Annotated in this window: 13 protein-coding genes; 7 read left to right on the forward strand and 6 right to left on the reverse strand. The window is 71.0% G+C overall.

From position 1 onward, the window contains the following. Nucleotides 1-64 precede the first annotated feature (64 nt). The gene (locus ACPYN4_RS08735; protein ID WP_239281036.1) at nucleotides 65-658 is read left to right on the forward strand and encodes a TetR/AcrR family transcriptional regulator; all 594 of its coding nucleotides are present in this window, start codon (nucleotides 65-67) and stop codon (nucleotides 656-658) included. 19 nt (nucleotides 659-677) lie between these two features. Here ACPYN4_RS08735 and ACPYN4_RS08740 read toward each other — a convergent pair whose 3' ends face one another. Beyond that, nucleotides 678-1,256, reverse strand: coding sequence for a helix-turn-helix domain-containing protein (locus ACPYN4_RS08740; protein ID WP_424446140.1), 579 nt, complete (start codon nucleotides 1,254-1,256; stop codon nucleotides 678-680). Here ACPYN4_RS08740 and ACPYN4_RS08745 point away from each other — a divergent pair. Then, the gene (locus ACPYN4_RS08745) at nucleotides 1,255-2,571 is read left to right on the forward strand and encodes an SAM-dependent methyltransferase (RefSeq protein WP_281652559.1); all 1,317 of its coding nucleotides are present in this window, start codon (nucleotides 1,255-1,257) and stop codon (nucleotides 2,569-2,571) included. The genes ACPYN4_RS08740 and ACPYN4_RS08745 overlap by 2 nt on opposite strands. A 136-nt stretch (nucleotides 2,572-2,707) precedes the next feature. Further along, nucleotides 2,708-4,195 (forward strand): lipase maturation factor family protein, encoded by a 1,488-nt coding sequence (locus ACPYN4_RS08750; RefSeq protein ID WP_424446141.1) that lies wholly within the window; start codon nucleotides 2,708-2,710, stop codon nucleotides 4,193-4,195. A gap of 69 nt (nucleotides 4,196-4,264) precedes the next feature. Here ACPYN4_RS08750 and ACPYN4_RS08755 read toward each other — a convergent pair whose 3' ends face one another. Both ACPYN4_RS08755 and ACPYN4_RS08760 read right to left on the reverse strand, forming a co-directional pair. Continuing rightward, entirely contained in the window at nucleotides 4,265-4,966 is a 702-nt protein-coding gene (locus tag ACPYN4_RS08755) for a YdeI/OmpD-associated family protein (RefSeq protein ID WP_424446142.1), read from the reverse strand. Further along, nucleotides 4,966-5,700: an NRDE family protein gene (locus ACPYN4_RS08760; protein WP_281652562.1), complete on the reverse strand. Its 735-nt coding sequence runs from the start codon at nucleotides 5,698-5,700 to the stop codon at nucleotides 4,966-4,968. Before ACPYN4_RS08760 ends, ACPYN4_RS08755 begins: the two co-directional genes overlap by 1 nt. Nucleotides 5,701-5,750: 50 nt before the next feature. On the opposite strand from ACPYN4_RS08760, the gene coaBC reads away from it, so the two are divergent. After that, nucleotides 5,751-6,962, forward strand: a complete 1,212-nt coding sequence (coaBC, locus tag ACPYN4_RS08765; RefSeq protein ID WP_424446143.1) for a bifunctional phosphopantothenoylcysteine decarboxylase/phosphopantothenate--cysteine ligase CoaBC — start codon at nucleotides 5,751-5,753, stop codon at nucleotides 6,960-6,962. Nucleotides 6,963-7,042: 80 nt separating this feature from the next. Here coaBC and ACPYN4_RS08770 read toward each other — a convergent pair whose 3' ends face one another. Beyond that, nucleotides 7,043-9,172, reverse strand: coding sequence for a glucose PTS transporter subunit IIA (locus ACPYN4_RS08770; protein WP_424446144.1), 2,130 nt, complete (start codon nucleotides 9,170-9,172; stop codon nucleotides 7,043-7,045). A 289-nt stretch (nucleotides 9,173-9,461) separates the two neighbouring features. On the opposite strand from ACPYN4_RS08770, the gene ACPYN4_RS08775 reads away from it, so the two are divergent. Further along, a complete protein-coding gene (locus ACPYN4_RS08775; protein WP_424446145.1) occupies nucleotides 9,462-10,406 on the forward strand; it encodes a lytic transglycosylase domain-containing protein in 945 nt (314 codons plus the stop codon). A gap of 189 nt (nucleotides 10,407-10,595) precedes the next feature. Here the strand turns inward: ACPYN4_RS08775 and ACPYN4_RS08780 are convergent, their stop codons facing one another. Next, nucleotides 10,596-10,949, reverse strand: a complete 354-nt coding sequence (locus ACPYN4_RS08780) for a hypothetical protein (protein ID WP_315551172.1) — start codon at nucleotides 10,947-10,949, stop codon at nucleotides 10,596-10,598. Nucleotides 10,950-11,065: 116 nt separating this feature from the next. Between ACPYN4_RS08780 and ACPYN4_RS08785 the strand changes: the two genes are divergently transcribed. Continuing rightward, complete coding sequence (locus ACPYN4_RS08785) at nucleotides 11,066-11,323, forward strand: type II toxin-antitoxin system Phd/YefM family antitoxin (RefSeq protein WP_076689429.1); 258 nt, start codon at nucleotides 11,066-11,068, stop codon at nucleotides 11,321-11,323. Then, on the forward strand, nucleotides 11,311-11,703 hold the full coding sequence (locus ACPYN4_RS08790) for a type II toxin-antitoxin system VapC family toxin (RefSeq protein WP_424446146.1): 393 nt from the start codon (nucleotides 11,311-11,313) through the stop codon (nucleotides 11,701-11,703). Before ACPYN4_RS08785 ends, ACPYN4_RS08790 begins: the two co-directional genes overlap by 13 nt. 21 nt (nucleotides 11,704-11,724) lie before the next feature. Here ACPYN4_RS08790 and ACPYN4_RS08795 read toward each other — a convergent pair whose 3' ends face one another. Then, complete coding sequence (locus ACPYN4_RS08795) at nucleotides 11,725-11,973, reverse strand: hypothetical protein (RefSeq protein ID WP_424446147.1); 249 nt, start codon at nucleotides 11,971-11,973, stop codon at nucleotides 11,725-11,727. Between the last annotated feature and the right edge of the window lie 33 nt (nucleotides 11,974-12,006).

Genomic DNA, 12,006 nt, shown 5'->3' on the forward strand with positions numbered 1-12,006 from the left:
GAATAAAAACGAATGCTCGTTCTTTATACTCGGAGTTGGCTAGGCTGTCAACGCGAGGAGGAACATGCCGAAGGTCACGGACGAATACCGCGTCGCCCGGCGCGACGAGATCATCGACGTCGCCATCCGATGCTTTCTGCGCCAGGGCTACGCCCGCACCTCCGTCGCGGACCTCGTCGCCGAGTCAGGCCTGTCGGCGGGCGCGATCTACGGCAACTTTCCCGGGGGCAAGCAGGAGCTGTTCGTGTCGGCCGCCGCCCGCATTCTCACCGCTCGCCGCGATGAACTCGCCGCGCGCGCGGACGATGAGCACCCCCTCAGCCCGGGCGAGATCATGGTGACACTGATCCACGGCATCCGCTCGGAGAACTTCAGCGGCGTGATTCCGCAGCTGTGGGGCGAGGCTGTCGTCGACGACGAGATCCGCGTCCTCGTGGCGGGGGTGTTCGGTCAGCTGCGGCAGACCGTCGCTGACCGGCTCACCGACTGGGCGGCCGCGCATCCCGACCGCACGGGCACCGATCCGGTTGCGTGGGGCACGCGCATGGCGCCCGTCGTCCTGTCAGCGGCTCCCGGCTTCATCCTGCAGCGCGCGCTGCTGCCCGATTTCGACGAGGACGGCTACCTCGACGCCCTGCCCGAGATCTTCGTTCGCTGACGCCTCGACGCGCCATGCGTCAGCCCGCGCTGCGGGTGTGCAGCCGCTCGCCGTCCGGGTTGAAGATGCTGACGATCTCGGCGGACCCCGGACCGACCGCGCTGATCGAGTGCGGCGTGCGCGTGTCGAACTCGGCAGCCTCGCCTGTCTCGAGCACGAGTTCGCGCTCGCCCAGCACGAGCCGCACGCGCCCGCTCAGCACGTAGAACCACTCGAAGCCGTCGTGCACGCGCGCCGCCGGCGCGTCGTCGACCGGCGGGTAGGTCACTTTGTAGGTCGGCACCGGGGAGTAGGTCACTTTGTAGGTCGGCACCGGGGAGTCCTCGCGCGTCAGCGGCGCGACGATGTGACCGTGCCGCCGCATCGCGGGGCGCCGGACGCGGGGGTCCGGCGGCGGAGCGACGAGGTCGTCGATGCGGATGCCGAGCATCCGCGTCAGCGGGACGAGCAGCTCCAGACTCGCCTGCCGTTTGCCGGACTCGAGTCGCGAGAGCGTGCTCGCTGACATTCCCGCCCGGCCAGCGAGATCGTCGAGCGTCCATCCCTTCGCCTGGCGGGCCGCACGCAGTCGCGGCCCGACACGGTCCGTCTCAGTCATGTTGACAGCTTGCCATTCTCGCAAGCTCGTTTGCAATACGCGTCTCACCCGCGCCGACGGAACCCACGACCTCGCGCGCGCCGTCGTGCTCGCGGCCGGTGTCGTCGACGAACTGCCCGCCGTCGCCGGCCTCGCCGACCGCTGGGGACGCGACGTGCTGCACTGCCCGTACTGCCACGGGTTCGAGGTCGCGGGGCGCCGCCTCGGGGTGCTGGCGACGTCGCCGGCCAGCATCCACCAGATCGAGCTCGTCCGGCAGTGGAGCGACGATGTCACGGCCTTCACCGCGGCCGCCGAATCTCTCCCCGACGCGGTCCGGGCGCGGTTGATCGCGCGCGACATCCGCATCGTCACCACCCCGGTCACGGGGGTTGATGTCGTGGACGACGCGCTCGCTGGTGTCGTCACGGCGGACGGCACCCGGCATCCGCTCGACTCACTGTTCACCGCGCCGCTCCCCCGCCTGGCCCTCGGATTCGTCGACGGCCTGGGGCTGGCGCGAACCGACGCGCCCGGCGCACCGCTCGCGGTCGACGCGACCGGCGCGACGAGTCACCCGCGCGTGTGGGCGGCGGGCAACGTCGTGGCGCCGTACGGCAACGTCCCGTTGTCGATGGGCTCCGGGTCGATGGCGGGAGCCGGGGCCAACGCCGGGCTCGTCGCCGAGGATGCCGCGACCGCCGTCGCCGCGCGGCGCGCTGCCCGCAATGCGCACTGGGAGGAGCGCTACGCCGAGGACGACCGCGTCTGGTCGGGCCGGGTCAACGCGACGACCGCCGCCGTCGTGTCGACACTGGCGCCCGGAACGGCCCTCGAGATCGGATGCGGCGAGGGGGCGGATGCCGTGTGGCTCGCCGAGCACGGCTGGACCGTCACCGCGGTGGACGTGTCCGCCTCGGCCGTCGCCCGCGCCGCCGCGGAAGCTCGCGCGCGGGGGCGCGAGATCGACTTCCGTGCAGCGGACGCCGTCGGGGGCCTGCCGCGGGGCGAGTTCGACCTCGTGGTCTCGAGCTTCCTGCACTCGTGGGAGCCGGACTTTCCGCGGATCGAGATCCTCCGCGATGCGCTCACCCGGGTCGCGCGGGGCGGGCGGATGCTGGCGGTGTCGCACGCTGCGCCGCCGCCCTGGGCGCGGGAGCTGCCGGCCGATCATCCGCCGATGCGCACGCCGGCCGAGGAACTCGCGCTGCTCGATCTCGACCCCGACCAGTGGGAGGTCGAGAAGGCCGAGCTGCGGCGCCGCGAGGTGCAGGACCCCGACGGCAACCCCGCACACCTCGACGACGGCATCCTTCTGCTGCGCCGCCTCCGCTGACGCGCAGGCCGGGAAGGTGTGGGCCAGGAAGGTGTGGGCGCAGATGGTCGTCATCCCCCGCGGAAGCGACAATCTGCGCCCACAACCTCGGCCGAAGCGAGCCCCGACGCGGGATGCCGCGGCGTAGGGTGACCGCATGGACGGCTTCGCGGCGGTCGACTTCGAGTTCGCGCGGCAGGTGCTGCAGCGGGGCATCGCCGCTCTGTTCCTCGTCGCCTTCGTCTCGAGCCTGAACCAGTTCCGGCCCCTCCTCGGCGAGCGCGGACTGCTGCCGGCGCCGGAGCTGCTCGCGTGGGCGTCCGAGAACCCGTCGCGCGCGAAGCTGCTGCGGCCGACGCTGTTCCGCCGGACCCGCTACACCGACCGGCGCCTCGTCGCGCTGTGCGCCGCCGGGATCGTCGTCGCGGCGCTGCTCGTCGCCGGCATCCCTCAGCTCGGCCCGCCCTGGCTGCCGATGCTCGCCTTCCTCGCGCTGTGGCTCGGATACATGTCGATCACCTCGATCGGGCAAACCTTCTACGGGTTCGGATGGGAGATGCTGCTGCTCGAGGCGGGGTTTCTCGCGGCCTTCCTCGGGTCCGATTCCCAGCCGCCGCCCACGGCGGTGATCGTGCTGATGTGGTGGCTGGTGTTCCGCCTCGAGTTCGGCGCCGGGATGATCAAGATCCGCGGCGGGCGGGAGTGGCGCGACCTCACGGCGCTGATGTACCACCACGAGACGCAGCCCATGCCCGGCCCCCTCAGCCGCCAGGCGCACCTCCTGCCGACGTGGTTTCACCGCGGCGAAGTCCTGGGCAACCATTTCGCGCAGCTGATCGTGCCGTGGTTCCTGTTCGCGCCGATCCTGGGGCTGTGGATCCCCGGGCCCTGGCCCGCCGTCGTCGGAAACCTCGCGGCGGCGGTCGTCATCGCGACGCAGCTGTGGCTCGTGCTGACGGGCAACTTCGCGTGGCTGAACTGGGCGACGATCGTGCTGGCGTTCTCGGCCGTGTCGGTGCCCGGGTCCGGTGAGCGGATGCCGGATGCCGCGCCGCTCGGCGGCATTCCGCCGTACTGGGTCGTCGTCACCGGTGTCGTCACGCTCGGGTACGTCGTGCTCAGTGTGCCCGCCGCGCGGAACCTCTTCTCGCGCCGTCAACTCATGAACGCGAGCTTCAACCGGTGGCAGCTCGCCAACGCCTACGGTGCGTTCGGCACGGTCACGAAGGAGCGCATCGAGTACGTCGTGGAAGGGACGACGGATGCCGACCCGGACACCGCCGAATGGCGCGAGTACGCGTTCAAGGGCAAGCCGGGCGACCTCCACCGCATCCCGCGGCAGTTCGCGCCGTATCACCTGCGGCTCGACTGGCTGATGTGGTTCCTCCCGCTCGGGCGGTCGCTCGAGGACTGGTTCACCGCGTTCCTCGTGCGCCTCCTCGAAGCGGATGCCGCGACGTTGCGGATGCTGCACCACGACCCGTTCGGCGGCGCGCCGCCCCGGTGGGTGCGGGTCGTCTCGTACCGCTACCGCTTCACGACGAGGGCCGAGCACCGCGTGTCGGGCGCCGTGTGGTTCCGCGACCGCCGACACGTGCTCGTCCAGCCCCTCGGCTTCGGGAACGCCCGCGACCCCGATCGTTGAGCGACCCCGGGGCGTCCCCGCCGGTCGTTGAGCGAGCGAGGAACGAGCGAGACGAAACGCCCAAAACGGTCACGACGGAGTTACGACGTTTCGTCTCGGTTGCTGGCGCTCCCTCGCGGGGCGACCGGAGGCGGCGGCGGCGCGGGCGACCCAGCGGGGCTCGTCGCCGTAGCGCTGCGGCGGGATGAGCCGGCCAGCGGCGCAGTCGGCGACGAGCGTCGCGAGCCGGTCGGCGCGGGTCTGCTCGCGTTTGGCCGAGAGCACCCAGTTGCCGGCCACGCGGCGGTACGACGGTGGCGCTGCTTCCCAGAACGCCTGCGCGGCGGGAACCGCGGCGATCGCCGCGAGCCCGTCGGCGCCGAGTTCACGCCGGGTCTCGTACGAATACCCCGCTACGCTCTTGTCTCTCCGCTCGAACGCCGCGATACCCGCCGGATGCATCCGCCCCTCGGCCAGCAGGCGCTCGACGTGCGCGATGTTGACGGCACTCCAGTTCGACGTCGGCTTGCGGGGCGTCCACCGCTGACGGCGCGCCTCGTCGTCGATCCGGTAGCTGGTGGAGTCGATCCACCCGAAGCAGAGCGCCTCGGGAACGGCGTCCTCCCACGTCAGCCCTCGGTCGGGGTGACCCTTGCGCCGCAGCCCCATCCACAGCTCGGTCGCGGTGGCGTGGTGCTCCTCGAGCCAGGCGCGGAAGGCCGCGGCATCCGCGAAGAAGACCACCTCGACATCGTCACCCATGCCGCCGACGGTAGCAGCGGCATCCGACATCAGCGCAGGGTCAGCCGGTTCCAGCGTCCCGGCTCGTCGAACTCGCCGTACCGCACGTCGGCACCGTCGGAACCGACCGATGCCGCGCACACGAGCAGCGACAGCGTGGGATAGCCGAACGGCCGGTTGTCGCGCACGATCGCACGGTCGTCGACCGATCCGACCGCGCTCGTGCGCTCGAGGACGTCGAGCCAGCCCTCCCACCAGTGCGCGTCATGCGGGTCGGTGTCTCCGAACGCGTCGTGCCACGCCGAGATGCGGGCGGTCGCGGGGTCGTCGACGTCGTCGTGGGCGATCATGTGGATGCCGGGCGCGAGATCGACGGTGCGCACGGTGACGCCGTCCCACATCGTGACGCGGGCGCCGGCGGCGGTGACCTCGACGAGGTTGTAGCCGTGCGTCCGCGGGCGCTCCCCCGCGGAGCCCGCCACCGGGGCCGCCCCGGCGAGCGCGTCGAGGACGACGTGCCCGCGCGAGCCGAGCGTCTCCTCCGGCTCGGTCACGACGTCGGCGCGGTTGAGGATGACGGCGACGCGCCCGGCGGTCGGGTCGGCCGCGAGCCACGCGCCGCCCGCGCGACGATCACGGACACCGATGACACCGGTATGCTCGGGCCACCACTCCCCCAGTGGGTCCCACGTGCGGGCGGGGTCTTCGTCGCGCACGGCGAGCAGGCGCACCGGCTCACCGGTCGCCGCCGGAGACTCGGGAACGTGGACGATGACGGTGCACACGGTGCTCGTGACCTCTCCGCCCGCATCCCGGCGCGTGGGAGGATCGGACCATGTTCGTTGTCGTGGGTGTGACGGGCGGCATCGCCGCGTACAAGACGGTGCAGGTGGTGCGCACCCTCGTGACGAGCGGTCACGAGGTGCACGTCGTACCCACGGCGGAAGCGCTGCGGTTCGTCGGGACGGCCACGTGGGAGGCCGTCAGCAGGAATTCTGTCACGACGAGCGTGCACGACGACGTCGCGCAGGTGCGCCACGTCGCGCTCGGCACCTCCGCCGACCTCGTGATCGTCGCGCCGGCGACCGCGAACACCCTCGCCCGCATGGCGGCGGGCATCGCCGACGACCTGCTCGGCGTGACGCTGCTGGCGACCACCGCGCCGGTCGTCGTCGCGCCCGCGATGCACACCGCGATGTGGGAGCACGCCGCGACGCAGCAGAACATCCAGACCCTGCAGGAGCGCGGCGTGCACATCGTCGGCCCCGCCGACGGTCCGCTCACCGGCGGCGACAGCGGCCCGGGACGCATGGTCGAGCCCGACGAGATCGTCGCGGCAGCGCTCGCAGTCGCCGCCGGCACCGCCGCGCACGGCGACCTCGCCGGCCGACGCGTGGCCGTGTCGACGGGCGGCACGCGTGAGCCCATCGACCCGGTGCGGTTCCTCGGCAACCGCTCCAGCGGACGGCAGGGCGCCGAGATCGCGCTGGCGGCGGCCGACCGGGGCGCCGACGTGACGCTCGTCGCGGCCCACGTGGACGACGGTGTGCTGACGGCGGCGGCGCGGCATCCGCGGATCACGCTGGTGCGCGCGTCGACGGCCGCTGACCTCGAGAGCGCGATGACGGATGCCGCGGCCACTGCCGACGTCGTCGTGATGGTCGCCGCCGTCGCCGACTACCGGGCCGCCGAGGTCGCCGCGCACAAGCTGCGCAAAGAGGACGGTCCCCTGCAGCTCGACCTCGTCGAGAATCCCGACATCCTCGCGGGGCTCGTCGCCGGCCGCCGGCCCGGCCAGATCATCGTCGGGTTCGCCGCCGAGACCGCGTCGGACGACGCCGAGCTGCTCGAGCGCGGCCGCCGCAAACGCGCCCGCAAAGGCGTCGACCTGCTGGCCGTCAACCGCGTCTCGTGGGACGAGGGCTTCGAGGCGGCCGAGAACCGCGCGCTGCTGCTCGACGCCCGAGGTGAGGTCGTGGCGGATGCCGCGGGCACCAAACGCGCCGTCGCCGACGCCGTCTGGGACGCGGTCGCCGCGGCGCGCTGACCCCGTTCGGGGAGCGCAAACGGTTCCCGAAACCCGGTTCGGGGAGCCATTTGCGCTCCCCGAAACGAGAGGACCGGCGATTACGCCTTCCGCTGGATGTCCAGGAGCGGGCTGCCGTGCGTCGTCGGGCCGAGCGCGACCGGGTCGACGGTGTCGAACTGGTCGGCGTTGAGCACGATCACCGGGGTGATGAGCGGGTAGCCGGCCTTCTCGATGACGGCCCTGTCGAAACTCACGAGCGGGGTGCCGACCTCGACGCGGTCCCCGTTTCGGACCTTGACGTCGAAGCCTTCGCCCTTGAGGTTCACCGTGTCGATGCCGACGTGGATGAGGACCTCGGCGCCGTTGTCCAGCTGCAGCCCGAACGCGTGCCCGGTCGGCTGAGCGGCCGCGACGACACCGGCGCCCGGCGAGTAGACGGTGTCGCCCGTCGGCTCGATCGCGACGCCCGGGCCCATCACTCCGCCGGCGAACACCGGATCGGGCACCGTGTCGAGGGCGACGACGGTGCCGTCCAGCGGCGAGGCCACCTGCAGGAGCGCGCCGACCCCGGCATCCGGTCCGGCGACGGCGGTGGCCGTCGCGGCGGCGGGCGCCACGGCGGCGCCTTCACCCGCGACTCCGGCGAGCTCCTGCCCTCCGGCGACGGCGGGGATCGTGTCGCGGGCGGCGCCCGCGGTGGCCGCGCCGGCGACAGCGGTCGCCGCGGCGGGCGCGGCGGCATCCGCCGGATTCTTGTAGCCCGAGAAGATGATGAGCAGCATCGCGACGATGAACGCGCCGGCGACCGCGATGACGTACAGGCCGATCGGGTCGAACGCGGGGATCGTCAGCAGCGACGTGAAGACGAACGCCTGCGTCGTGATTCCGTTCGGAAGGCCCAGGATCAGCGAGCCGACCCCGATGATGAGACCACCGGTGAAGCAGCCGACCAGCATCCGCGGATAGATGCGCTTGTACCGCAGATGGATGCCGTAGAGCGAGGGCTCCGAGATGCCACCGAGCAGACCGGCGGCGAGCGCGCCCGTCGCCGTCTGCTTCATGACCTTGTCCTTCTCGCGCCAGGCGAGGAACAGCACGCCGGCCGTCGCGCCGAAGCACGCGAAGTTCCACGCGCCCATCGGGCCCTGGATGAAGTCGTAGCCGAGCGTCTGGATGTTCAGCAGCATGATCGCGTTGATCGGCCAGTGCAGCCCCAGCGGCACCATGAAGGGGTACGCCAGCGGGATGATGATCGCGAAGATGAACGGTGAGAACGTGTTGATCGCGGCGAGGGCGCTCGCCAGGCCCGCGCCGACGTAGACGCCGATCGGGCCGATGAGGAACGCCGTCAGCGGGATCATGATGAGCATCGCGAGGAACGGTACGAAGATCAGCTGCAGGTTGTCGGGGATGAGCTTCTTCAGCCCCTTGTACAGCGGGCCGAGGACGGCCGCCATGAGCAGCGGTGGGAACACCTGCGACGAGTAGTCGGCGATCGGCATGGGAAGGCCCCACACCTGCACGATCGCGACCTGCGCCTGCTCGAAGCCGAACAGCGCCGTCTTGTCGACCCCGGCGGCGAGACCGGTGAACCCGGGCAGCATGAGCACGGCCATGATCGCGAAGCCCACCCAGGGGTCGGCGCCGATCTTGGCGGAGGCGTTGTAGGCGACCATGAGCGGCAGGAAGACGAACACGCACTGCCACATCAGGTTCACGAACGCCCACGACGGCGGCAGGGTGACACCCGGAGCGTTCCACGCCGGAATCACCTCGAGGGTCGCCATGAGCGCCATGAAGGTGATGAACAGGGATGCGCCGAGCAGCGCACCGAGGATCGGGCGGAACGAGTCGGAGAGGAACTCGAAGAGACTGTCGAGCCAGGCGTTCGTGCCTCGCGGACCCTTCGCGCGCTCGCGGGCCTTGATGTCGGCATCCGACTCGCCGTCGCCACCGCCCGCCGCAGCCCCGGCGGCGCCGGCCATCTCGGGCAGCGCCATGATCTCGTTGTAGACGTTCTGCACGCCGCCGCCGATGACCACCTGGAAGCGGTCGCCGGCCTGCGGCACCGCGCCGAGCACGCCGGGCACGGCTTCGGCGGCCTCTTTGCTGGCCTTGTCGCCGTCGTGGAGCTGGAATCGCAGTCGTGTCGCGCAGTGCGTGAGGCTCGCGATGTTGCCGGGTCCGCCGACCGCGTCGACGATGTCGGATGCGGAATTCGATGCCATGGTTCTGCCCCTCCGGAGTGAACGGATGCCGCCTGGGAACCGCCTGTGTTCTCGACTCTATACCGGCGTGATGACGCGTCGATAGGCCCTCCATCGCGAGGGCGGATGCCGTGTGATCGCGGCTGCGCAGGCTCGTCGCCCACGGCGGCGCGTCCAGGTTCTGTCCAGGTTCTGCGCCGGGGACGTCCAGAAACTGTTGTGAAGCTGTGACCTTCGTGTCCACCCGAGGACGCGCACTGCCGGCCTTCCGTGCTGCTGCGGTGCTGATTCACCCGGAAGTACATCTCTTATGCCCCGTCTCGCACTTCGCTCCGTCACGCCTGCGCTCGTCTGCCTCGGTCTCGTCGCCGGAATTGCCACGACCACCTCGGGGGCCCTCCCCTCCTTCGCCGCCGACGCGGCGCCGGCCGCCCAGCGGGACTCCGCCGCGGCCCAGACGGTGTCGGCACCGCTCAGCGTGATCACCGCGGACGGCCAGACGGCACTGGTGAAGGCGCAGGCGGCGATCGCCGGCGCGAGCAAGGTGTCGATGGACATCACGGCATCCGGTCTCGATGTCGGCACCTCCGACATCGTCGTGGACACCTCCGATCTCAGCGACCTGGTCGACAAGCTCGAGGCGCTGGATGTGACACCGACCCTCATGATTCCCGCGCTGACCGCCGATGCCGTCGCGGAGACCGCCGCGGTGCGCGGCGAGACCGCGGGACTGCGTGCAGCCCTCGACGAGGCGAAGCAGCGCAAGGCCGAGGAGGAGGCCGCCGCGAAGGCTGCCGCCGAAGCCGCCGCCGCTCAGGCCGCCGCCGAGGCTGCCGCTGCTGCGGCCGCCGCTCAGGCGCAGGCCGAGGCCGAGGCGGCCGCCGAGGCGGCCGCCGCTGCGAAGAAGGCGTCGGCCGCGGCATCCGCGCCGGCGGTCAACATCAACGTCGACCCGGGCTCGGCCCAGGGCATCGCGCAGTCGATGATGGCGGCGAACTACGGCTGGGGCGACGACCAGTTCGCGTGCCTCGTGTCGCTGTGGGACAAGGAGTCGGGCTGGCGCGTGAACGCGGCGAACCCGAGCGGCGCCTACGGCATCCCTCAGGCGCTCCCCGGCAGCAAGATGGCGTCCGCCGGCGCCGACTGGCAGACGAACCCCGCGACACAGATCGCGTGGGGCCTCGGCTACATCTCCGGCCGCTACGGCACGCCGTGCGGCGCGTGGGGCCACTCGCAGTCCACCGGCTGGTACTGACCCTCCGCGCGCGCGTCCGCCGCGCCGGGCCCTCTCCCGACCGATCCTGGGAGAAGCCTGAGTTCGGGCGGAAGTGCCGTCACGCGAATGGGCCGCCGCTGACGACGGCTGGTTCTCCGTCCTTCACGGGGAGTTGCTGTATCGCGTCGCCTGACGCGTCGAGCCGACTGCGTCAGCGGCTCCGCTACGTCAGCTGCGGAAGAACGCGTTGGCGCGCTCCGAGAACAGCAGCGCGAGACCGATCACCGGCAGGACCGCCCCGCCGATGCCCTGCCAGATCTGGCCCTGGAACAGCAGCGCGACAGCGCCGAGAAGGTTCAGCACGAAGAGGATCGCCGTCAGAACGCGCGCCCAGTTGCGTCCGCCGAACAGGCCGAGGCTCACGAGGATCGTGATGATGCCGAACACGATGAGGAACGGCCCGGCCCAGATCGACGTGCCGCCGGGAAGGATCGAGAAGATCCCGACGAGGATGTCCCACGCGCCGTTGATCCACGCGATGATCGCGACGAGGGTCACCCCGAAAGGTCGAGTGCCAGCCATCTGCCGTACCTCCTGACTCCGATGCCCCGCGAAGGCCCGCGCGGCTGTGTTCATCTTGGCATCCTCGCCAGCGCGATGCCTGTCAGACGTGTCTGACATCGGGGTATGATCGCGGCATGGCAACCATCACCGCGAGAGACGCTTCCCGAGGGTTCTCCGCGTTGCTCGATCGGATCGAACGCGACGGCGAGGAGTTCACGATCGTCCGCGATGGCCGCGTCGTCGCGCGGATCATGCCTGCTGCCGCCCGAACCGTCGGGAGTTTTCTCCAGCGGCGCGCCGGACACCTGGCTCTCGATGACGACTTCGCCGCCGATGCGGAGAGTGCCCGCGACATACTCACCCCGGACAACGGGGACCCGTGGCGCGACTGATCCTCGACACGAACGCCCTCATCCAGCTCGATCGGCACGGGACCGGCGTCTGGCAGATCGCTGAGTCCGACGACCTCGCGATCGCAGCGATCACCCTCGCCGAACTCCGTCACGGCGTGCTCGCCTCGGATGAGCACCGCCGGTCAGCGCGCGAACGATTCGTCGACGACGTCGAGGAGGCGATCGAGGTACTCTCCTACACGACGTCGACCGCCGAGGAGCACGCCGTGCTGCTCGATCACGTGAGGCAGCACGGGCGCCCACGGCGCGCGCATGACCTCATCATCGCCGCACACGCCCGGCAGTCGGGCCGCCTGCTCATCTCCCGGGATGCCAGAGCACGTTTCGGAGATCTGCCCGGCGTCGAGATTCGCGCGTGACGCGCGGCCGAGGCACTGGGATCACTGTCCGACGCGGTGGGTGAACGAGACCGGCTTGCCGGCTGCTCGTGCGTGGGCGATCTCCCCGCTCGCCGACTCACCGATGTAGCCGCCAGGGTTGACCACGAGAACGCGATCAGCCAGATCGATCTTCGGCAGGTGCAGTGCGTCGAGCACCGCTTTCTGCTCTTCCGACACAACTCCGCCCACCTCGCCTGGCGCGAGGGCGATGATGCCGCCGAGTGTCAACGTGCGATACTCCGCGCGCATCTCATCGACGAACCGGGCGGAGCCGCAGATGCA

It is taken from the genome of Microbacterium sp. CH-015, assembly GCF_049707015.1.
GTDB classification, from domain to species: Bacteria; Actinomycetota; Actinomycetes; order Actinomycetales; family Microbacteriaceae; genus Microbacterium; species Microbacterium aurum.